Source organism: Azospirillum argentinense (assembly GCF_000632475.1).
Classification (GTDB): domain Bacteria; phylum Pseudomonadota; class Alphaproteobacteria; order Azospirillales; family Azospirillaceae; genus Azospirillum; species Azospirillum baldaniorum.
In genome coordinates this window covers 749,067-769,714 of sequence record NZ_CP007795.1, presented here as the reverse complement: position 1 = coordinate 769,714, position 20,648 = coordinate 749,067, and the positions used below count along the sequence as shown (strand labels likewise).

The 20,648-nt window shown below is 65.8% G+C and carries 19 protein-coding genes; 9 read left to right on the top strand and 10 right to left on the bottom strand.

What is annotated here, in order from left to right; genetic code table 11:
- Positions 1-13: 13 nt before the first annotated feature.
- The 6 genes from ABAZ39_RS25785 (at position 14) to ABAZ39_RS25760 (ending at position 8,115) form a co-directional block, all read left to right on the top strand.
- Positions 14-1,576, top strand: coding sequence for an OpgD/OpgG family glucan biosynthesis protein (locus ABAZ39_RS25785; RefSeq protein WP_247881750.1), 1,563 nt, complete (start codon positions 14-16; stop codon positions 1,574-1,576).
- The gene (gene mdoH, locus ABAZ39_RS25780) at positions 1,561-3,537 is read left to right on the top strand and encodes a glucans biosynthesis glucosyltransferase MdoH (RefSeq protein ID WP_063922723.1); all 1,977 of its coding nucleotides are present in this window, start codon (positions 1,561-1,563) and stop codon (positions 3,535-3,537) included. Before ABAZ39_RS25785 ends, mdoH begins: the two co-directional genes overlap by 16 nt.
- 275 nt (positions 3,538-3,812) lie before the next feature.
- Positions 3,813-5,504 (top strand): sensor histidine kinase, encoded by a 1,692-nt coding sequence (locus tag ABAZ39_RS33445; protein ID WP_051658550.1) that lies wholly within the window; start codon positions 3,813-3,815, stop codon positions 5,502-5,504.
- A 238-nt stretch (positions 5,505-5,742) separates the two neighbouring features.
- Positions 5,743-6,834 (top strand): sensor histidine kinase, encoded by a 1,092-nt coding sequence (locus ABAZ39_RS25770; RefSeq protein ID WP_040136872.1) that lies wholly within the window; start codon positions 5,743-5,745, stop codon positions 6,832-6,834.
- Between the two features lie 365 nt (positions 6,835-7,199).
- On the top strand, positions 7,200-7,613 hold the full coding sequence (locus ABAZ39_RS25765; RefSeq protein WP_040136869.1) for a PRC-barrel domain-containing protein: 414 nt from the start codon (positions 7,200-7,202) through the stop codon (positions 7,611-7,613).
- A 307-nt stretch (positions 7,614-7,920) separates the two neighbouring features.
- Positions 7,921-8,115: a hypothetical protein gene (locus ABAZ39_RS25760; protein ID WP_040136868.1), complete on the top strand. Its 195-nt coding sequence runs from the start codon at positions 7,921-7,923 to the stop codon at positions 8,113-8,115.
- A gap of 23 nt (positions 8,116-8,138) precedes the next feature.
- On the opposite strand, the gene tnpA is transcribed toward ABAZ39_RS25760, so the two are convergent.
- Both tnpA and ABAZ39_RS25755 read right to left on the bottom strand, forming a co-directional pair.
- The gene (gene tnpA / locus ABAZ39_RS34760) at positions 8,139-8,576 is read right to left on the bottom strand and encodes an IS66-like element accessory protein TnpA (RefSeq protein WP_081863328.1); all 438 of its coding nucleotides are present in this window, start codon (positions 8,574-8,576) and stop codon (positions 8,139-8,141) included.
- A 287-nt stretch (positions 8,577-8,863) separates the two neighbouring features.
- A complete protein-coding gene (locus tag ABAZ39_RS25755) occupies positions 8,864-9,517 on the bottom strand; it encodes a hypothetical protein (protein ID WP_144243634.1) in 654 nt (217 codons plus the stop codon).
- A gap of 249 nt (positions 9,518-9,766) precedes the next feature.
- Between ABAZ39_RS25755 and ABAZ39_RS25750 the strand changes: the two genes are divergently transcribed.
- The 3 genes from ABAZ39_RS25750 (at position 9,767) to ABAZ39_RS25740 (ending at position 12,527) form a co-directional block, all read left to right on the top strand.
- The gene (locus ABAZ39_RS25750) at positions 9,767-11,173 is read left to right on the top strand and encodes an MFS transporter (protein WP_200476029.1); all 1,407 of its coding nucleotides are present in this window, start codon (positions 9,767-9,769) and stop codon (positions 11,171-11,173) included.
- 12 nt (positions 11,174-11,185) lie between these two features.
- Positions 11,186-11,617, top strand: coding sequence for a hypothetical protein (locus ABAZ39_RS25745; RefSeq protein WP_144243633.1), 432 nt, complete (start codon positions 11,186-11,188; stop codon positions 11,615-11,617).
- A 334-nt stretch (positions 11,618-11,951) separates the two neighbouring features.
- Complete coding sequence (locus tag ABAZ39_RS25740; RefSeq protein ID WP_081863327.1) at positions 11,952-12,527, top strand: FlhC family transcriptional regulator; 576 nt, start codon at positions 11,952-11,954, stop codon at positions 12,525-12,527.
- A 66-nt stretch (positions 12,528-12,593) separates the two neighbouring features.
- Here ABAZ39_RS25740 and ABAZ39_RS25735 read toward each other — a convergent pair whose 3' ends face one another.
- From ABAZ39_RS25735 to ABAZ39_RS25700, 8 genes are read right to left on the bottom strand one after another with little or no spacing between them, the layout of a single operon-like run.
- Positions 12,594-14,090: a TadE/TadG family type IV pilus assembly protein gene (locus ABAZ39_RS25735; RefSeq protein ID WP_040136859.1), complete on the bottom strand. Its 1,497-nt coding sequence runs from the start codon at positions 14,088-14,090 to the stop codon at positions 12,594-12,596.
- A gap of 1 nt (position 14,091) precedes the next feature.
- Positions 14,092-14,682, bottom strand: coding sequence for a TadE/TadG family type IV pilus assembly protein (locus ABAZ39_RS33440; protein WP_051658549.1), 591 nt, complete (start codon positions 14,680-14,682; stop codon positions 14,092-14,094).
- A 13-nt stretch (positions 14,683-14,695) separates the two neighbouring features.
- A complete protein-coding gene (locus tag ABAZ39_RS25725; RefSeq protein ID WP_040136858.1) occupies positions 14,696-15,256 on the bottom strand; it encodes a TadE/TadG family type IV pilus assembly protein in 561 nt (186 codons plus the stop codon).
- A gap of 11 nt (positions 15,257-15,267) precedes the next feature.
- Complete coding sequence (locus ABAZ39_RS25720; RefSeq protein ID WP_040136856.1) at positions 15,268-16,101, bottom strand: tetratricopeptide repeat protein; 834 nt, start codon at positions 16,099-16,101, stop codon at positions 15,268-15,270.
- Positions 16,102-16,106: 5 nt separating this feature from the next.
- Positions 16,107-17,069: a type II secretion system F family protein gene (locus tag ABAZ39_RS25715; RefSeq protein ID WP_081863326.1), complete on the bottom strand. Its 963-nt coding sequence runs from the start codon at positions 17,067-17,069 to the stop codon at positions 16,107-16,109.
- A complete protein-coding gene (locus tag ABAZ39_RS25710) occupies positions 17,066-18,055 on the bottom strand; it encodes a type II secretion system F family protein (protein ID WP_051658547.1) in 990 nt (329 codons plus the stop codon). The genes ABAZ39_RS25715 and ABAZ39_RS25710 overlap by 4 nt, the downstream gene beginning before the upstream one ends.
- A 4-nt stretch (positions 18,056-18,059) precedes the next feature.
- Positions 18,060-19,436, bottom strand: coding sequence for a TadA family conjugal transfer-associated ATPase (locus ABAZ39_RS25705; RefSeq protein WP_051658546.1), 1,377 nt, complete (start codon positions 19,434-19,436; stop codon positions 18,060-18,062).
- A 4-nt stretch (positions 19,437-19,440) separates the two neighbouring features.
- On the bottom strand, positions 19,441-20,640 hold the full coding sequence (locus ABAZ39_RS25700; protein WP_051658545.1) for a CpaE/TadZ family protein: 1,200 nt from the start codon (positions 20,638-20,640) through the stop codon (positions 19,441-19,443).
- Positions 20,641-20,648 lie beyond the last annotated feature (8 nt).

The window sequence follows — 20,648 nt, the reverse complement described above, 5'->3', positions numbered from 1 at the left end:
GAAAGGATGCGGCGTGATCATCAGGGCCGAACCATTGCGACGCCGGAACCTGCTCATTGCGGGGCTGGCGGCCTTCGGTGCAGTTGCACTGCCGCTGCGCCGGAGCTTCGCCGAAACCGGGGCGGGCGAGCCATTCGACTACGAAATCCTATGCCGTCGGGCGCAGGAGTTGGCTGGACAGCCCCATAACGATGAGACGGTGACGCTGCCTGACGGTCTGAAGGGACTCGGATATGATCAATACCGGGATATACGCTTCGTTCCGGAGCGCGCAATCTGGCGCAGCGCGCGGCGCTTCGAGGTGCAGCTCTTCCATCCGGGCTTTCTCTACGACCGCCCGGTCCGTGTGAGCATCGTGTCCGGTGGCGAGGCACGTCCGGTCGCCTACCGCCGGGAGCTGTTCTCGTTCGGCGCCAACAGGGTCGAAGGGGACCCGCCTTCCGATCTCGGCTTCGCCGGCTTCCGATTGCACTATCCGCTGCACCGGCCGGGCCCGATGGACGAGGTGATCGCCTTCCTCGGAGCGAGCTATTTCCGGATGCTCGGGCGCGATCAGAAATACGGCCTCTCAGCTCGTGGGCTCGCCATCGACACCGCCCAGCCGCGCGGCGAAGAGTTCCCCCGCTTTCGCGAATTCTGGATTGAGGAACCCGCGGCCGAAGCCGACGCCATCACTGTGCACGCGCTGCTCGACAGCCCGAGGTGCACCGGCGCCTACCGCTTCCATTTGCGGCCGGGCACCGAGACGGTGGCGGAGGTCCACTGCGCGCTCTACCCGCGCGCGGACATCGAGAAGCTGGGGCTGGCGCCGCTCACCAGCATGTTCTTCTACGGCGAGGGACGCAGCCGCCGCACCGACGACTTCCGCCCCGAAGTGCACGACAGCGATGGGCTTCAGGTCGCCACCGGCGCCGGAGAGTGGATCTGGCGCCCGCTCGCCAACCCGCGGGCGCTGCGGGTCAGCTCGTTCGCCGTGGAGAACCCCCGCGGCTTCGGACTGTGTCAGCGCGACCGCCGGTTCGAGAACTACCAGGATCTGGAAAGCCTCTTCCACAAACGCCCCAGCCTTTGGGTCGAACCCATCGGCGCGTGGGGGAAAGGGCGTGTCGAGCTGGTCGAGATTCCCTCGGAGGAGGAGATCAACGACAACATCGTCGCTTACTGGGTACCGGAACCGCCGGTCCGCAAAGGCAATCCGCTGACCCTGTCCTACCGGCTGGTCTCGTTCCTGGACTTGGCGTGGCTGCCGCCGCTCGGCCGGGTCACCTCGACGCGCATCGGGTCGGCGCGCACCCCGGGCAACGCCGGGATGCCCCGCGAGGCCCGCCATTTCGTTGTCGACTTCGGCGGTGGGGATTTGCCGCACCTCGACGCCGAGGAGGCGGTGGACGCGGACGTCTCAGCCTCGACAGGCAGATTGCTGGCCCCCGTCGTGCTCAAGAACGCCGAAACCGGCGGCTGGCGGGTGTTCTTCGATTTCGCCCCTGACGGCAAGCCGAGCGACCTGCGCTGCCGCTTGCGTCTGCGGGGAGCGCCCCTCACTGAAACCTGGACCTACCTATGGACCCCGGCCTGAAGATCGCCGCCATGACGTCGCGTGCCGAGACCGCGCGGATCCGGCGCACATTGTACGTTTCCGCTGTGCTGGGATCGACTCTCGCGGCCAGTTGGCTGATGCTTGAGGTGCTGCGCGCCAACGGGCTGAATGTTCTGGAGGTGACGGTGCTTGCGCTGTTCACGCTCAGCTTCGCCTGGATCGCCACCTCCTTCTGGACGGCGACCGCCGGATTCCTGGTCCGTCTGATCGGCCGCGATCCCGCCGGACTGGCGGTCGATGACAGCATCCCCCTCGTCGCCCGCACCGCCATCGTCATGCCGATCTACAACGAGGAGCCTGAACGGGTGTGCGCCGGCCTCGCCGGAACCTGGCGGTCGCTGGCCGCCACCGGCGAGGCCGGGATGTTCGACATGTTCGTCCTGTCCGACACCAGGGATCCAACCAGCGCGGAAGCCGAGCGGCGGGCCATCGAGCGGCTGGTCGGGCGCCTCGGCGCGGCTGGGCGGATCTTCTATCGGCGGCGGGCGCACAACACCGGACGGAAGGCCGGGAACATAGCCGACTTCGTGACGCGCTGGGGCGGCACCTACGACCACACGCTGGTGCTCGATGCCGACAGCGTGATGGCCGGCAGGACGATTGTGCGGCTGTCCCGGCTGATGCAGGCGCATCCGGACGCCGGAATCATCCAGACACTGCCGCTTCCGGCCAATGCCGAAACGCTGTTCGGACGAATGCTGCAGTTCGCCAGCCGGCTCTACGGCCCGGTGCTGGCGAGTGGTTTGGCTTGGTGGCAACTTGGGGACGGAAATTACTGGGGACACAACGCGATCATCCGCACCAAGGCCTTCGCCGCGCATTGCGGGTTGCCGCAACTGCCGGGCCGGGAGCCGCTTGGCGGGGAGATCCTCAGCCATGACTTCGTCGAGGCGGCTCTGATCCGGCGCGCCGGCTGGGGGGTATGGATCGTTCCCGACCTTGAAGGGAGTTGGGAGGAATTGCCACCGAACGCCATCGACTACGCCACACGCGACCGCCGCTGGTGCCAAGGCAACCTTCAGCACATGGCCTTGCTGGGCGCACGCGGACTGCACCCGATGTCGCGACTGCACCTGACACTGGGGGTGATGGGCTACGTCGCCTCGCCACTCTGGCTGATCCTGCTGCTGCTCGCCACCGTGGATGTGCTGAGCCTCGCGGCCTATGGGCACCCGTATTTCTTGCCGGGGCATAACCTGTTCCCCAACTGGCCGGTGTCGAAGCCGGACGAGGTCGCCTCGCTGCTGACGGTCACCGCTCTGGCCCTGCTGGTGCCTCGCCTGTACAGCCTGCTGCTGGCCTTGTCGGACGCGGATGCGCGGCGCGGCTTCGGTGGTGTGGGGCGCCTCCTTGCCAGTGCTGCGGTCGAGCTGGTCCATTCGATGCTCCTGGCGCCGGCGATGATGCTGTTCCACACCCAGTTCATCGCCGCCACGCTGCTCGGCCGCAAGGTCGGCTGGAGCGCCCAGAGGCGCGTCGGCCGCAGCCTGACCGCCGCGGAAGCCGTCAGGCGCCATGGTGCGCACACGCTCCTCGGTCTGGGCTGGGGCGGGCTGGTCCTGGCCATGGCACCCGATTTCGCATGGTGGCTGCTGCCCGTGCTGACGGGGCTCGTCGTGTCGGTTGGACTGTCGATGATCACCAGCCGATTGGACGTGGGAGCTTGGTTCCGACGATACGGACTTCTGGTGACGCCGGAGGAAGTCCTCCCGCCATTTGAGTTGCGGATGGTGCGATGGGACGCCTCCTCCGCTGCTTCCGCCGGAATCGCTCCGGAGGTCTCGTCTCAGCAGCCGGTGTCCACGAGCCCCGAGCCACGCCCGCTGATGATGCCGGTGCAGAATTTGGAGTGGTGGTCGCCGCGTGGGTTGCCTTGGCCATCGGCCGAACGTCTGCCAACGGTTCTGACCGTCATCCTTGGCCTGTTTGGATCACGCTGACGCGCGGCGAGATCGCAACACACGATTTAAGACCGTGTTCGCCATGTGCCGACAAGCGGCCGGATTCTGGCTTGTTCTAACTTGCTCTAGCCGTCGGCACAGGCGGATGGCCGCAAACGTGGGTCCAGCCGCCCTTGGGATGGCCTACCACCAGGATAGTTCCTTTGGCTTGTTGTGCTGGCACCTTTGATCTGCGAGCGTCAACGTCGCTGCGCCATGGCCGGCGGGAGAATCGCGGAGCTCCTTGTCTTCCCCTGTCTTAGAAGCATCGATCCGTGCCGCTCCGCCATTACGTTCCCTCCTTTGCTGCCGCGCTGGTTGGTATTGGGCTGACGGTCTTCGTCTTCGGACAGGAACGGCAGCAAGCTCTGGACGTCCAACGGGCGGAATTCACCAGGCACGCCGACTCCGTCGCAGGCACGCTTCAGAGGATCCTGTCGAGCCGCGAACTCATTCCAACCGTCTTCGGCGGGCTGTTCAACGCCGACCAGGATATCCAACGCGAGGATCTCGCGGCCCTTGCGGAGCGGGTGTTCGCCAGGATGCCGAGCCTGGTCGCGGTCTCCTGGTTGCCACGCACTCCACCGTCGCAGGCCGGCGCGCTGCTGGAGGCGTTGCGCCAGGAGGGGTACGCCGTCTCACACCTCCGTGGATCCAATGATGCGACGATCAACCCGGAAACGGTGGGGCGCGACATCTTCCCTGTCCGTTTCATTGAACCGCTCGCGATGAATGAAGCGGTGATTGGGATGGACGCCGCTGCGTTCCCCAACCGGGCCCAGGCCCTTCAATCCGCTTGGAACACCGGACAAAGCATCGCGACCGAACCTTTGCTCCTGGTCCAGACCCCCAACGTGCTCGCGACCATTCTCTACACCCCGGTGTTCCGACCGTCGGCCCATGGTGCCGTTGACGAAGCCCGGGGCGACCTGCTCAAGGGAATGATCGCCACCGTTTTCCGGCTCGACCGCCTGGTTTCGGACGCGCTCGACGAGCAGTACCATCGCCCCTTCCACGTTAACATCTTCGATGCGAACGCTCCGGCCGGCTTGCGCCTCCTGCACGCTGTCGGCACCCCCTCATCAAAGGGGGAGCCGCACGAACATTCGGAAACGATGCTGAACGATCCGGGATTTCTGCGGAGGGCCGTGACTTGGGGTGGTCGGGAATGGACGCTTCTGTTCGAGCCGGTCGATGAGACGGTTGCGGCTCCAGCCGACCGGCTCGACCTCGTGCTTGTCGTCGGGCTTCTGCTCACGGCCATCGCCGCCGGGTATTTTGCGCTGCAGTCGCACAACACCATCGCGCTTGAGCAGGAGGTGGAGGCACGGCGGCGGGCTGAGGAGCAGAAGGATCTGCTGATCCAGGAGGTCAACCACCGGGTCCGGAACTCACTTCAGATCGTGGGCACGATGCTGTTCATGCAAGGAACGAAGGCGACGGACGAAACGGTGCGGCGGGCACTCGATGAGGCCGGAGCGCGGGTTCGTGCAATCGCCCAGGTGCATGAACGCCTCTACCGTGGCACGAGCGTCTCCGCGGTTGAAGTCGCTACGTATCTCCAAGCGCTCAGCGCGGAACTCAGAGCCTCCGCGCCGGAGGTCGAGCTCCGGGTGACCGCACAACCGATTGAACTGCCGACCGATCAGGTCGTGCCGCTTGGTCTGATTGTCGTGGAACTGGTGACCAACGCGATCAAGCACGCTCGCCCACCGGACGGCAATCTGCGCATCGATATCGGTTTCCGGTGGGCGGAGGGCGGGCACCTGGAACTCACCGTGCGCGACTACGGCGTCGGCCTGCCGGACGGCGGCGTCCCCGATCGTCAAGGCCGGAGTCTGGGAATGACGGTCGTCCGCACCTTGGCGAGCCAACTGCAGGCCGAACTGCACGCCGGCAACGCGGAGCCGGGGGCGCGATGGGTGGTTCGCCTGCCGAAGGGATCTCGCCGCAATGCCGGAGCATGACCGTGTCCGAGCCTGCTCCTTGGTCGGAACCGGATCAGCCCGACCTCTCATCGGGAGCGGAGGGGCGCTCGGGCATTGGCCCGCCTGATGCCAGCCCGCAACCACCGGCGCATGTTTCGTTTTCATCACACCGCCCCTCTGGCTGGAGCGCCCTGGCAACCCCACCTGTTCAGCGCCGCATCCCTGGGGGATCGCACGCTTTTTCCACTTCGGCACATCAGCAAGACCACGCTTCTCCATGCACCGCATCATCACCCGCGCGGCCGTCCTGAAAACGCTCACCCGTTTTCAGCAGTATACGGCGGCAAGGGCCATCGTCGCCCTGTTCGTGGTTGTTCGTGCGGCTCTGGACAGGGTCCTGCCCGGGTACCCTTTCCTCGTGCTGCTTCCCGCGGTGATGCTGGTCGCGCTGCTGTTCGAACGCGGCACCGGGATCTTTGCGGTCGTCCTGGCCACGGTTTGCGCTTGGTTCCTCTTCATTCCGCCGAATTTCTCATTGGCATGGCCGGACCTGCCGAACAGCGTCGCCCTGGTCCTGTTCGTCCCCATCGCCATTTTCATGGTTCGAAGCATCGAGGACCTGCGGAAGGCTGTGGACGCCGTCAACCGACGCGAGCAGGACCTTCAGAACGTGGTCCAACGGCTGCAAGCGTCGGACGCCGAAAAGGATGTCCTGCTCCGCGAGGTCAATCACCGGATCAAGAACGATCTCCAGCTCGTCGCGGCCATGCTCCACCTGCAAGGCCGCAAGCTCGGCAGTCCGGAGGCCAGGGAGGCCCTGGGCACGGCTGCCGCCCGGATCGGCGTGATGGGACGTGTGCACACGCGGTTGACCCGCCGCGACACCGAAGCGGCCGTGGACATGAAGGAATTCCTCGAAGGCCTGTGCGACGACCTCCGCAGTACCCTCGTCGGCGTCCAGCCCGTGGCGGTGCGGGTGCAGGCCGATCCGATCACCATGCCGTTGAGCCATGCCGTGCCTATGGGTTTGATCGTCAACGAATTGCTGACCAACGCCCTCAAATATGCCTTCCGCGACGGACGGACCGGTCGGATCGACATCACCATGCGCTGTGAACCGGATGTGTGCGAACTGGTGGTCCGCGACGATGGCATCGGCATGCAGGGCCTGTCTCCGCGCGATGGGAGCCTGGGCATGTCCCTGGTGCGTTCCCTGGTGCATGGCATCAATGGTGACCTCTACACCATCGAGGACCACGGCGTGGTCCACACCATCCGCTTTCCGCACCCGGACGCCAAGCCGAACGGATCAGCGTCGGGAGCACCGCTTCCTGCTGCGTTTCGTGACGGCTCGCCCTGTGCTCGATAAGACGTGTCAGTCGAACCGGCTGCCGTTCAGTCATAAGGCGTTTCCAAGGGCGCGCGCCTGGGCTCTGTCTCGTGGCCAGCGTTGCTGAGACACGCCGGCTCCAACAGCGCGAGTGTCTGCCGCAGGTTGCGGCCACCGAAGGACAGGCGTGTCGCGGCGAGGCGCTTCGACAGGAGGAAGGTAAGTTGGCACGCAACACCGCCACCACGCAACCACAGATTTAGAATAATAAATACCAGCAAATATGATTTTGTCTGAAACAAAATCATGGGCAAGGCTTGGTGCGCGTAGGAGGTAGACCGGGAATAACCTGGATCCGAGGCCGTTTGTCCCTCCAGATACACCCCTGATAGGGAGGCTCCAAGATGAAGTCCATGATGACAGCTTTTGGTCTCGCGGTTCTGGTGGCCGGAGGCCCAGCCTTCGCGCAGAGCACCACAACGGCCCCGAAGCCCCCTGCGGTCGCGTCCACCGATGGCCAGATCGACCCGGCGTTGGCGCGCATGAACGCCGATCAGCTCAAGGGTAAGAACATTTACGGCAGCGACGGCAAGGACATTGCCGAGATCGAGGGCGTCGTCCGCAAGGGCGACCGGACTTTTGCCGTGCTTGATGTCGATGGTGTTGGCGGCTTCAGCGGGAAGGATGTGGTGCTGCCTCTGAGCCAGCTTCACATGAGCGGCGACAAAATCGCCGTGAACATGACGAAGAATCAGCTCCAGGGTTTGGAGAAGTGGCAAAAGGATCAATACGAGGACATCAAGGGCGCGCTGAAGTAAGCGCGCAATGCGTCGGCTGCTGGGGCGGGTGCCCGTTGCGTGCCACCCCGCCCCGGCACTTTTCACTTCGACATGGCTTCGGCTGCTGAGCTTGAGGTGGGAAAGCCCGAGCGGTCGGCCTCGCTCGACGAGGATTGACATGGAACGTCACAAGACACCGCCGGCTGATCTATGGTGGTCGGGCGAGCATCGTGCAGCCTTGCACCGGTATTTGGTCGGAACACGGACAGGAGGACGAGCCGTGAGGGAGGCGCCCACTCTGCGCCTGACCCTCACCAAGCGCATTGAGACACATGAGGACCCTCCAATGACGGCGCTCTATCCTTTGGTCCGGCATGCGGATGGCAGAACCTTCCATGACGGCGCTCCGCTGACGCTGGCCGACGCTCAAATCATGCTCAACGATGCCATCTTCGACGGTCGAGTGGAGGTCGGTTCGTTTCTTCATGTCGGTCCCGATCAGCTGACCATCCAGCCACCCGACGCCGACCCGGGAGCCTGACCCCCCGACACCCGGCCGGCCGATCAGGCGCGGGCGTCTCGGGCGGCCGCTTTCGTGGCGCTCCCGACATCAGCCATAGTGCGGCGGCCACTCGACGAAGCCGTTCCCTTCCAACTCTCCCTGGATCTTGGAAAGCCGGTTCGGGTCCCGTCGGCAAACCGAACCAGCGCGCGAGGCACAGGCGCCGATGGTGGGGACGACGGCCCCGCTTCACAAGCCGGGGCCGTGTCGATGCTCACAGGGATCAGCAGCGGGGCGTCATCAGGCGGCAGCCGATCAGCCATCCCGCCGACCAGATGGCGGCGCCACGTGTACAGGCAGCTTTCCACCACTCCATGCCGGCGGGCAACATGGGCGACGATCGCCCCCGGTTCCAGCGTCTCGGCCACCAACCGCGTCTTCTCCGCTTCGCTCCACCGCCGGCGCCGCTCCTTGCCAGTGATGATCTCGACCCTCTGCATCAAACGAGCCTCCTTCTGGACTCCAATGGAGCCTCCGTAGACCCGCTCTTCACCTAGTTCCTCACCCCCAACAAGGCGGCGTTCGGCAGACGCTTACTGTCCAGACCGCTTCCGGATGCATTTGAGCGGAAATTCCATACGCCTTCGGTAAGCACCGCCTTGGCAAAATAGGGACTGGCGTCTGAGGTTTGCGTGGCTCGTCATCGCGCGGATACAAACGAGTTGCAAACGTCATGGCTTTCCGCCCCGGCGTGGTGGTGACAGAGGCGGCCCGCCGCCAGCTCGTCCTATGGCGTCGCATCGGCCCGGCGGACACGTTCCAGGATCGCGCGTTCGCGCGCCAGGACGACATACCGGCCGACCGCCAAGAGAACGCGCTGATGGCTGGCGCCGCGGCGCTGAGAACGATGGACCGTCACGCCACGGGCATCGCACGTCGCCAGCCAGCCGTGCAGCGCCGCCCCATTGCCCGCCATCCAGCAGTCGTTGTCGGGCGTAAACAGCGCGATGCCGGAAAGCAGGCGCGCCGCCTCCTGGCAAAGCCCGTCGACGAAGGCAAGCAAACGGCGGTCGTCGCTTTCGTCGGCCGCAGCGTCATAGGCGCCGAGCCCCTTCTGAAGGCACAGAAACAGCACCGGAATGGGCGAACCGGAGCGCGATTCCGGATCGCGTGGATGACAGACAGGAACGCCGGTCACATACTCGGCGAAGCGCTGCATCATCGCGACACTGCACGGCCAGTCGAGTTCGAGCCGCCGCACCGTCGGCATAAGATCCGCCTGCGACAGACGGAACCGGCGCAACGTATCCGCCGGAGCGGCAGCGGCAGTGAGAGAAATGAGCGTGCCGGCGACGGGTTCCGGCGGATGCCCCCGATCATGGAGCGGCGCGTCCCAATCCCCGGCATCCCGATCCTCAGTGGTCCGTTCTGGAGACAGCATAGGCGTGCACCCTGAATGGGAAGGGCCGGATGCACGCCACCGTAGCGACGCACCCAGGCAACCGTACAGGGGGCTTGGACGCGTCTTTTTTTCGCCATTCGGCGAATGACGAAAAAAATGCGTGTCTTCCTGACATCGCGGAGCTGCGGCGGCGGAGAGTACACTCGGCCCACTATTTTCCGCTCGATCGCCGCTGCCGGCGAGTGCCGGGCGATGCGGCCGGCTATCCCCGATGTGTGAGGACGATTGATGACCGACCAGACTCTGTCACGCATGAGCGATCGACTGGACGACTGGCGGCCCGACGACATGGCCTTCTGGGTGGACGGCGGCAAGCCGATCGCGATGCGCAACCTCGCGATCTCGGCCTTCGCATTGCTTCTCGCCTCCTGTGTCTGGATGGTGTGGAGCGCCGTCGTCGTGCACCTTCCAATCGTCGGCTTCTCATATACAACCACACAGCTTCTGTGGCTGACGGCCGCGCCGGGCCTTTCCGGAGCGGTCCTGCGCCTGGTCTATGCCTTCACCGTGCCGATCTTCGGCGGGAGGTTGTGGACGACGATCAGCACGGCGTCCCTGCTCATCCCGGCCCTGGGGATCGGCATCGCCGTGCAGCATCCGGAAACGCCCTACGGCGTGATGCTGGTGCTGGCGCTGCTGTGCGGATTCGGCGGCGGGAACTTCGCCTCCAGCATGGCCAACATCTCCTTCTTCTTCCCCAAGGAACAGAAGGGCTGGGCGTTGGGCGTCAATGCCGGCATGGCCGACCTTGGCGTGGCGGTGGTGCAGTTCGCCGTTCCCCTCGTGATCGGCGGCGCGTTGCTCGGCCCGCTCGGCGGCGGCCCACATGCCGTGGCTGCGCTCGGCGCGCCGTTGGAAACCCATCAGGGCGTGTGGCTGCAGAACGCGGCCTTCATCTGGATCCCTTTCATTCTGCTGGCGACCGCGGCGGCTTGGTTCGGCATGAACGATATCGGCCATTCCCAGGCCTCCTTCGCCGAACAGGCGGTCATCTTCCGTCGCATGCACACCTGGATCAACGGGTGGCTCTACATCGGCAGCTTCGGCACCTTCATCGGCTTCGCGGCCACTTTCCCAATGCTGGTGAAGGCACAATTCCCCGGCATCGACCCGCTTGCCTACGCTTTCCTCGGACCGCTCGTCAGTTCGGCGGCGCGGTCGCTGTCGGGCGGCATGGCCGACCGGCTGGGCGGTGCACGCATCACCCTGTGGGCTTTCGTAATCCTGTTCCTCGCGGTGAGCACGATGACGATCTGCCTGAACAGCGGGGTGTTCTGGATGTTCCTGCTGAGTTCCATGCTGGTGTTCGCCACGGCCGGCGTCGCCTGCGCTTCGACCTATCAGATGGTGCCGATCGTCTTCCTGATCGACCGTATGCATGCCTATGATCTGCAAGGCGATCTCGGCCGCGCGCGTGCGCTGAAGGAAGCGACACTGGAAGCGGCGACCGCGCTGGGGTTCATCTCCGCGCTGGCGGCATTCGGTGCCTTCTATATTCCCGGCGTCTTCGGACTGTCGATCAGCCTGACCGGATCGCCGGTCATGGCAATCCAGCTTTTCCTGATCTTCTATCTGTCCTGCATTGTCGTGACCTGGATGTTCTACTGCCGGGCCGACGCGGGACTTCATTGCTGAGCGGCACCGGCCATGGATGCACGACGCCCGCCGATCCGCCACGCCCTCAAGGCCGACGCGGCGGCCGATAGCCCCGTTCTTCCGCGACCTCCGGCCCGCGTCGGAGTCCGGCGGGCCGGGGCGGATGCCCCGTCCTCTTCCCGCGGCGCGGCGCCTGCAGGGTTGCCCGGCTTCGCGATGTTGAGCGGAACGATCGTCGAGGTCACCGACGAGTGGCTCCGCGTCCACCAGTCCTATCGCTTCGGCGACGCCGCGCCGATGAGCTACAGCTTGCGTTGGCCGATCCCGCCAGTCCGCGTCATCGGCTCCTTGCAGGCGGGACGGCACGCGGACTTCCTTGCGCCGGACTGGCTGGTTCGGGACAAGCAGGCGGAAATCCATAAGCTGGCGCGCCACGCCAGGCAACGCCAATCGGTTTCGCCCGACGCCATAGCCTTCCTTTGACCCGTCCCGCCGGCAACAGCATCCGGTGGCACCCGCCATGGCAACCCGCGACACCGGATCACAACTATTGATCGAATGCGTCGAATTGTCGCCACCGCATTCAGGTTGCGAGTCGACGCATTATGAGTCATAAATCGGGAAAATAAAACTTCGTCTCGGCAGCCGCTATATATTCTTTTTCTATGCACATCGGGAGGGATGCGAGGAACAACGGAATGTTTGAGCGGGAGAGGAACAAAATGGCCCCGATTCGTGGCGCACGCAGAAAGAACAAAAATACTTCCAAACCTAATCTTTTCTGCCCTGAAGCATTGCCGTTTGAAGGGCGGTGTACATGGTGAACAAGTGTGAGCAGCATCGGAAATTGGCGCTGGCAATACGTTTGATCAAGCGGAATCTCCGAACCTCAATCGTCGCGGTGCACACCAATCTCAGCGCGACACAGCTCCGCACGCTTTATCATGAGATTCATGGGCACGCTTCGGTGTCGGGCATGTTTCCGGAGTCCGACCGGCTCTTCGCGACCCACCAGCGTGCGCTGGAGGCGTCGATCATCCTGACCGCCTATCTGAACTGCGCCGGCGCCGACGCGTTGCGCAGGATCGACATCGAGGCGCTGCTGCGCGCACATGACTTCTATATGGACGTGCGGCAGGAATGCACGGGTCTGAACCAGTCAGCCATCGACCTGACCATGGCCTGGATTCTCGCCCGTGACCTGCGCTCCTGTGTTGTCGACCTGCGGACCTGCCCCTGCGGCATTCGCTTCGCCGTGCATGAACAGCAGCGCATCCAGGCGCATTGCCCGGTTTGCGGGTTGCCGCCGCTCTCCACCGCCAACGCCGCGGCCCACAGCTTCACGCCACCGGTTCCGACCGACGCCGGCCACTTGCCCGACCGCTTCTGCTGACCCGCCCTCCACAAAAGCCTGGCGTCATTCCGGTGCGTCTCCAGGCACCGGAATGACGCCAGTCGATCACTGCTCCAGCCGCAAGTTGCTGAGCTGCGACCCGATGCTCTGGAACACGCTCTTGAGCTGGTCGGGGCTCGGCGTGTCCCAATAGTAGCTGGGCTGTGATGCGCAATTCCGGTAGAGCGCCTGGGTGTTGGCGTTCGTCTGTCCGATGGTGATGGTGTAGATGGTGATGCCGGGCTTTGGTTTGCCGTCGGCATCGAGAACGCCGGGGTTCTTCAGCTTCTCGCACAGGCGGGCCATGCGCTTGTTGATCTCGGAAGTCGATTCGGAAAAGGACTTGGTGCCGAGCCGCCCTTCATCGATGCGGCCATAGGCTGTGTAATCGCCCGTCGGCGGCTTGGAATAGTCGAACCAGCCATTCTCGCCGTCGGTGACCAGAACAATCGCCTTGCTCATTTCCGGAGAACCGTAGTCGAGCGGCATCCCCTTCGGCGTCGGGCCTCCCCACAGCCCCTGCCAGCGCGGCGACACGGTGAACCACCCCGCCTGAAGGCCGAGGTTCGCCATGGTCCCGCCACGGCTCACCGGCTGCAGGGTTGCGATCTTGTCCAGCAGGTCCTTCTTCACGTTGGTCAGCGGCAGGACCGGAAAACCGCAGCCGAGGTTCGGGCCGGTCCGGTCGTTGCTGTTGGTGTAGGTTCCGGTGTCGGTGATCGTCGGCCAATCATTATCGCCGCCGCCCTTGCCGTTGTTCATGCTTTTGGTCGAGGGATAAAGGAACCGCTTGAACCCGGCGACCATGGGCGGGGTGTCATCCTCGTCGTAGGGGCTCGGCCGCGCCTCGACGCAGCCGCGCCAAGTGGACGGCGAATAGGCACCGGTGGACGGACCGCTCAGCGTCATCCAATCCCCATGGCCGGTGCCAAGATTGACCTCAGCCGAGTAGGGAACGACGGAGATCCACAGCTTCTGGGTGTCGGTCTGGTTGCCGAACAGAATATTCACCAGCGAGGTCGCCGCATCACGCAGCTTGCCGATGCGGTTGTCGGTCGCCATCGATCCGGTGACATCGAGCACGAGAGCCAGTTCCAACCCGCCGGACATCTGGCGCCGCACACGGTTTTCCACCGTGATGGGCAGGGTGTCGATGCCCAGAACCCGGATCAGGGTGGTCGGAACCCGCACGCTGGACTTCACCGATACGGTCTGCCGGTCGGCGCTGATGGTGACCTCGGGGTCCGGAATCGTGGTGTCGAGGTAGGTCGTCGGAATGTTGGCGCGAAAATACTGGATCGCGTCCGCCTGGACGTTGGTCGTGTCGAGCACTCTGCCCCCGGCCAGTGCCCCGGCGTCGATGGCCGACGACAAGCGTTGTCGCACGAGATAGCCGCGCCCCATGTCGACCGACAGGCCGATGGCCCCGATCAGCGGAACGACTATCGCGGCGACCATCACGGCGGTGGCGCCACGCCGGTCGTCCAGACAGCCGCGCAACGCGGAGAGCAGGTGCTGGGCGGCCGCACCGGCACGCCGCCTGCGAACAGCGGTCTTCTTCATGTCACGGGTCCAGTATGGTCAGGTCGCCGAAACGGGGGCGGGATACGGCTTGGCTGTAGACCGGCACGCCGGAGGGATCGCCGCCGAACAGGCTGCCGCTCAGCACGGTCGGCTGATAGGTGTGGAAGACCTCGACGAAGACGGCGCTGTCCCCGCTGCGAATCGAGAAGGCGGAGGGCAGGGTGGCCGCTCCGCCGACAGCCGAACCGATGCGGCTGGTCCAGGAGGAACTGCCCGAGCGCTGCTGCCACGCCACCTTGCTGCCGCCGCTTCCCGAATTGGCGACCGAGGTGACGATCACCGCCCCCACCTTGTCGATGTCGAGCGGCTGGGCGACCTGCCGTGCCGCCTCGAACAGCACGCCGACCTCGTCGCCGCGCTGGACCGTCATGCCTTGGCGCAGCCGCTTGAACTGGGTGGCGATCTTCGCCGTCTCGCTGGCGGCGCGCGCGATCTTGCCCACCGCCGAAACATGCTGGCTGAAATCCACCGCGGCGACGAGCAGAAGAACGAATGCCAAAGCGATTCCCGCCACTTCGATGGTGACGAGCCCGCTGCGGTTTCGGGCGAGACGGCCCGGCAGATGGCCCATGCGCCCCTCCTTGCTAGAACGGTTCGTTACGGACGACGACGCGGGATTCGTAGTGGTAGGTCGGGTCGTCGAGCAGGCTGGCGGCGAGGCCGGTCAACGGCTTCCCCGTGTACTGCACCAGATAGGCGACCGTCTGGCCGCTCGTCCCGGCGCCGGCGGCCCCACGGTCTGCATCCCAGATTCCATTCCCGTTGACGTCGGTGAAGGGCTCCCCGGGATCCCACCGTCCGTTGCCGTCGATGTCGCTGTAGGGTTCCGGCTTGCCGACGCTGCCGGCGTCCTGGTAGGCGAGCAGGCTGACGGTGAGCTTCGCCGGGTCGACGAAGCCGAAGGTCGTGCTGACCATGATTTTTCGAAGCTGCTGGTCGCGCGTCGAGCCGGCCGGCGGCGGCGCGCCGGTCAGCCCGGCGCGTGCCGCCTCGCGCGTGCCGATGTCCAACGCCACCCGCACCGCAAGCATGAAGCTCACCTCGATGACGATCACCGCGATCAAAAGGACGATCGGGGCGCCGATGGCGAATTCCACCACGGTGACTCCCGCCGCGTCTTCGGCCAGGGATTTTCTGCGCAGCATGGCGCCACTCCTCAGGTACCGCTCGCGTTTACCGCGCGGGCGATGGCGGCGTGGCCGTCGGCCTGTCTGTCGAGCGACCGCAGCATGGCGTAGTAGGCGAGGTTCTCCTTCACCGCTTCGGGGCTCAGGTCCATCCTCGCGACCTCCGCCGCGGCATCCATCCGACCGGACATACCGAGCGCCAGGGCCAAGTTCTGCCGGATGCGCTCCTGCCCGGCCGAGCGCTCGGCGCTCAGCTCGCGGAACAGGGGGATGGCCTGCTCCTTGTCGCCGGCCAACAGAATGGACAGCGCCAGATTGTTGCGGGCGCCGCGGTTGCCGGGCTGGAGCGCCTGCACCTGCCGGTACATGGCGCGGGCCTCCTCCGGCTTTCCCATCAGGTCGAGCGCGACGCCCTTGCCGTTGAGCGCGGCGGCATGCTGCGGCGCGGCGGCGAGTGCCCTGTCGAAGGCGGCCAGGGACTCCCCCGGCAGGTTGCGCGCAAGGTCGACGCGGCCAATACCGACTTGCGCATCGGGATTGCCGGCGTCGAGCCGTAGCGCCGCCTGATAGGCGGCGATCGCCTCGTCGAAGGCACGCCCTTCGTAGAGCGCATCGCCAAGACCGAGCAGCGGCAGCGGCGAGGTCGGGTGGGCGGCGACGATCTGGCGGTAGAGAGTGATCGCCGCCTGATTGTCGCCGCCGTTGCGTGTGGCCTCGGCGATGCGCAGGCCGGTCGCCAGTTCCAGGGACGGCTTCGCCGACGCCATGCCGGCCAACTGGCCGAGGCCGGAGGGGTGAGAGCAGGCGCCCAGCATCAACGGAAGGGCGAGCAGAATGGCGAAGTGCAGGGAGACGGTACGCATGCTCGTCAGAGCCCCTTCATGATGTCGATGAATGCCGGCCCAGCCACGACGATGAGGACGGCCGGCATGATGAGGACCATCAGCGGCAGGCTGATCAGCGCCGGAATGCGTGCAGCCCGCTCCTCCAGCGCCAGGATTCGGGCGCTGCGTTCTTCCCTGGCCAGCGTGCGCAACGCCTGGGTCAACGGTGTTCCATAGCGTTGCGCCTGGAGCAGCGTGACCACGAGGCTGCGGATCGCCGGCACGTTCGTGCGCTCCACCAGATTGTCGAGCGCTTCGCGGCGGTCGGAGAGCAATTGCATCTCGTTCGCCGTCACCGCGAGCTCGTCGGCCAGATCGGGGAAGAAGCGGGCGATTTCGCGCCCCACCCGCTGGATCGAAACGTCCAGGCCATAACCGGCGTTGGCGCAGATGATGAGGAGGTCCAGCGCATCGGGCAGCGCCGCTTCGATGGCGGTGCGCCTTGTCCGGCCCCGCCGCTGGAGCGCGGCCTCCGGCACCAGCCCGCCGACGAAGCCGGAGAAGACCGTCGCGGCCAGCGCCATCATCGGTGCGATCTCTGTTTGCAGGACCAGTTGCGCGCTCCCGGCGAGCAGCGCCCCCACCCCGAAGCCGAGCAGTTTCGCCGCGACGAAGAGCGCCACGCTTTCCTTCCCGCGGATGCCGGCGCGGACGAGCAGCCGGCGGATGTCCTCCTGGTCCTTCTTCCTGACCAACGGCAGGCGGGCGGACAGCAGCATGACCCGCCGCAGCAGTGCGATGCCGGACAAGCGCAGCGGCTTCACCGCCGCAGCCGTACTGTTCCGGCTCGTTGCCCTCTGTTCCGATGCCTGCCGGACGACGCCGAGAAGACGGGCGCGGAAGCGATCCCGTTCGCGGTCGACGACGGCGGCGAGCGCCAGCAGGACCGCCGTTAGGACGAGCCCGCCGGACAGGACCAGACACTGCAATGCGGATGGAGCGGTCATTCCGGACTCCGGGTCATGCGGGCGATGACGAGCAGGCCAAGGCCGAGCGCAACGCTGGCGGCGAGGAGCATCCGGTTGCCGGTCGGGTCGTCGATCAGCTTCCGCGCGTAATTCGGATTCAGGACAAAGAGCCCGAAGCCGGCGACGAACGGGATGGCGGCGACGATCTTGGCGGAAACCCGCCCCTCCGCGGTCAGCGCCCGCTGCTTGCGCCGCAGATCCTTGCGGCGGCGCAGGATGTCGCTGAGGTTCTGCAGTGTCTCGGCCAGTTGACCGCCGGTCTCCCTCTGGATCATCAGGCAGATGACGAAGAAGTCGAAGTCGGGCAGGCGAACGCGCTCTGCCGTGCGGTCCAGCGCCTCCTTCAGGTCGATGCCGATGGCGACGGAGTCGGACAGGCGCTTGAACTCGCCACGCACCGGTTCCTGCACCTCCTGCCCGACCAGCGTCATCGCTGCGGTCACCGGAATGCCGGCGCGCACGCTACGCACGATCAGGTCGATGGCGTCGGGCAGCCCTTCCAGGAACTCCCGGCGGCGTCGGGCGACGAGGCTGTGCACGGTCATCCGCCCGGCGACCGGAGCCGCCGCCGCCGCCAGCGCCAACGCGACCAAAACGGAGATATTGAAAACCTGCGTCAGCAGCAGGAACCCGGCAACCGCCACGCCCAGCGCGACCGCAGCCGCACCAAGCAATGGCCGCTGTCCGCCGGCCGGTGCCATGCGGAACTCAAGACGCTCCGACCAGGGAATGGCCCGTCGCCACCATGGCGCGATCTTCTCGGTCCGCAATTCCTCTCGGGCCGCGCTCAGCGCCTGGCGCTCCCGCCACATCTGCGGCACATCGCCGATGGCCGCCGCCAAGCGCCGCTGCCGCCGCGCCGCCGCGCCGCCGCCGGACAGGCCACGCAGCAACAGAAGCGTGACGAGCATGCCCGAGCCCAGCAACAGCAGTCCGATGGCGAAGAGGGGGGAGGACCCGGTCATGGCGTCACCTCATCGCGGCGAGCAGAGTGTCTTCCAGACCGTAATAGGCGGCGCGCACGCTGAATTGCGGGCGCACGCCGCTGGTCTCGAAACGGCCGGTCACCGCCTCGCCGCCGCCTTGCACAAAAGTGAAGAGTTCCTGGGTGGTGATGACGTCGCCTTCCATGCCGACCACCTCCACCACCTGCTGGATGCGGCGCACGCCGTCGCGCATGCGCTCCACCTGCACAATCAGGTTTACCGCGCTGGCGATCTGGGCCCGGATCGTCTGGAGCGGCAGGTTGCCGTTGGCCATCATCACCATGCTTTCCAGACGGCTGAGCGCGTCGCGCGGACGGTTCGCGTGGATCGTCGACATCGACCCGTCATGGCCGGTGTTCATCGCCTGGAGCAGGTCGAACGCCTCGCCGCCGCGCACCTCGCCGATGATGATGCGGTCGGGGCGCATGCGCAGCGCGTTCTTGACGAGGTCGCGCTGCGTGATCTCGCCGGTGCCCTCGATGCTGGCCGGGCGGGTCTCCAGGCGGACGACATGCGGCTGCTGGAGTTGCAGCTCCGCCGCGTCCTCAATAGTGACGATTCGTTCGGCGGGATCGATGACGCGGGACAGCGCGTTGAGCAGCGTCGTCTTGCCGCTGCCCGTGCCGCCGGAGACCAGCACGTTCAGCCGGCAAGCGGCAGCGACCTCCAACATGCGGCCGAGCGGGGCCGACAGGTTCCCTTGCAACACCATGTCGGCGATGGCGACGCGCCGGCGGTTGAATTTCCGGATGGAGATGCTGGGACCGTCAAGCGCCAGCGGCGGCAGGATGACGTTGACGCGGCTGCCGTCCTGCAGCCGGGCATCGACCATCGGGCTCGATTCGTCCACGCGCCGCCCCACCGAACTGGCGATGCGCTGAGCGACGTTGATGACGTGGGCGTCGTCGCGGAACCGCAGGCCGGTCAGTTCCAGCTTGCCTCGGCGTTCGACATAGATCTGGTTGCAGCCGTTGACCAGGATGTCGGTCACGCCGTCGTCGGCAAGCAGCGGCTCGATGGGGCCGATGCCGAGCATGTCGTCGAGAAGCATGTCGATCACCCGATCCTGGTCGATGGCACTGATCGGGATGCGCTCCGTGGAGCAGATATCGCCGACCAATCCGGTCAACTCGCGGCGCAGGGAGTCGCGTCCGGCCATGCCGGCGACCGGGTTCTGCAATTTCTCCAGCACGCGCTCACGGATGCGCGGAAGGACGTCGGCGCTGCGGGAGTCCTCCGCCGCGACGCGGCTTCCGGAAATGCGCGCCGGTGCACAGGGAGGGGCACCCGGCGGAATCAGCCCTACCAGCTGATGGGACAGGATATCCGGCACGGCTTCGGCGACCTTGCGTCCGAACATGGGCTCAACTCCAGAACATACGCTTGAAGGAATTCGGGATCATCGACCGCTTGCCCGACAGGTCGTTGGAGACGTCGAGCAGCATGTCGGTGATCGCGCCATGCTCGGTAGCCAGCGGAATACCGCCATTCTCGGCGGCAAGCGCCTTGCGGTCGAAGGGGATCTCGTAGTCGATGCGCCGGCCGATCGCCTTCTCGAATTCATCGCGCGAGACGATGCCCTTGGCCGGCGGACATCGGTGGTTCAGGATGACCAGCGCGCGTTTGCCGATATCGTCGCGTCCGGTCATCCGCAGGACGCGCACCGTCTCCCGCACCGAAGGCAGCGTGGGGTCGGCGATGATGATGCGGACATGGGCGAGGCTGAGGAAATGCTGATAGAGCGGGCCGTAGCGCCGCGGCACGTCCAGCATGACGTAGTGGAAGCGCTGCGTCAGCAAGGTGGCAATCCGCTGGATCGCGGAGGGGGCGAGCGACGGTTCGTCCTCCAGCTCCTCATGCCCGGTGAGCAGGAACAGCCGGTCGCTGCACTGCTGCATGATGCGGTCGAGGAACAGGTCGTCGACGCGGTCGATGTTCTGCAACGCTTCGGACAGCCCTCCGCCGGGCTCCGCGCCCAGCATCAGGGACAGGCTGCTCGCCTGCAAATCGAGGTCGACCAGCGCCACTTTGCGGCCGGACCGGTGGGAAAGCAGCCAAGCGAGGTTGACCAGAAGGGTGGAGGCCCCCACCCCGCCCCGCGCGCCGGTGACCGCGATCACCTTGCCGGTGCGGCTGCGCGGCTTCACCGCGGCCGGGCCGGACCGCATGGCGATGGTTCGCCGCAACAGCTCCGTGGTGATCGGCTTGGCGACATAGTCGGCCACGCCCGCGTTCATGAGGTCGCGGAACAGGCCGATGTCGTTGCTCTCGCCCAGCACGATGACGGTCACGCTCGGCTCGCAGACATCGGCCAGTGCCTCGATGTCGGACATCGGCATGGCGGAGGCGCTTATGTCGACGATCAGAAGCTTGGGCGACGGTGACGTGCGCAGATGGCCGATGGCGTCCTGGACCGTGCCGCGGCGGACGACCGTGAAGGTCATCACCTCCTCGTCCACCAGATCACGAATGGTCCGTTCGGTGTCCGGCTCGGTGACGAAGGCGACCAGTTCCGGGTTCCGGGAGGCGCCAGTCTCGGCGGATGCGCGGGCGAAGATCGACATCGGCCTCC

Excerpts from the sequence above, each read along its gene's own strand:
- mdoH (WP_063922723.1), top strand. The coding sequence starts at position 1,561 with ATGGACCCCGGCCTGAAGATCGCCGCCATGACGTCGCGTGCCGAGACC.
- ABAZ39_RS25770 (WP_040136872.1), top strand. The coding sequence starts at position 5,743 with ATGCACCGCATCATCACCCGCGCGGCCGTCCTGAAAACGCTCACCCGT.
- ABAZ39_RS25765 (WP_040136869.1), top strand. The coding sequence starts at position 7,200 with ATGAAGTCCATGATGACAGCTTTTGGTCTCGCGGTTCTGGTGGCCGGA.
- ABAZ39_RS25760 (WP_040136868.1), top strand. The coding sequence starts at position 7,921 with ATGACGGCGCTCTATCCTTTGGTCCGGCATGCGGATGGCAGAACCTTC.
- tnpA (WP_081863328.1), bottom strand. The coding sequence starts at position 8,576 with ATGCAGAGGGTCGAGATCATCACTGGCAAGGAGCGGCGCCGGCGGTGG.
- ABAZ39_RS25755 (WP_144243634.1), bottom strand. The coding sequence starts at position 9,517 with ATGCTGTCTCCAGAACGGACCACTGAGGATCGGGATGCCGGGGATTGG.
- ABAZ39_RS25750 (WP_200476029.1), top strand. The coding sequence starts at position 9,767 with ATGACCGACCAGACTCTGTCACGCATGAGCGATCGACTGGACGACTGG.
- ABAZ39_RS25745 (WP_144243633.1), top strand. The coding sequence starts at position 11,186 with ATGGATGCACGACGCCCGCCGATCCGCCACGCCCTCAAGGCCGACGCG.
- ABAZ39_RS25740 (WP_081863327.1), top strand. The coding sequence starts at position 11,952 with ATGGTGAACAAGTGTGAGCAGCATCGGAAATTGGCGCTGGCAATACGT.
- ABAZ39_RS25735 (WP_040136859.1), bottom strand. The coding sequence starts at position 14,090 with ATGAAGAAGACCGCTGTTCGCAGGCGGCGTGCCGGTGCGGCCGCCCAG.
- ABAZ39_RS33440 (WP_051658549.1), bottom strand. The coding sequence starts at position 14,682 with ATGGGCCATCTGCCGGGCCGTCTCGCCCGAAACCGCAGCGGGCTCGTC.
- ABAZ39_RS25725 (WP_040136858.1), bottom strand. The coding sequence starts at position 15,256 with ATGCTGCGCAGAAAATCCCTGGCCGAAGACGCGGCGGGAGTCACCGTG.
- ABAZ39_RS25720 (WP_040136856.1), bottom strand. The coding sequence starts at position 16,101 with ATGCGTACCGTCTCCCTGCACTTCGCCATTCTGCTCGCCCTTCCGTTG.
- ABAZ39_RS25715 (WP_081863326.1), bottom strand. The coding sequence starts at position 17,069 with ATGACCGCTCCATCCGCATTGCAGTGTCTGGTCCTGTCCGGCGGGCTC.
- ABAZ39_RS25710 (WP_051658547.1), bottom strand. The coding sequence starts at position 18,055 with ATGACCGGGTCCTCCCCCCTCTTCGCCATCGGACTGCTGTTGCTGGGC.
- ABAZ39_RS25705 (WP_051658546.1), bottom strand. The coding sequence starts at position 19,436 with ATGTTCGGACGCAAGGTCGCCGAAGCCGTGCCGGATATCCTGTCCCAT.
- ABAZ39_RS25700 (WP_051658545.1), bottom strand. The coding sequence starts at position 20,640 with ATGTCGATCTTCGCCCGCGCATCCGCCGAGACTGGCGCCTCCCGGAAC.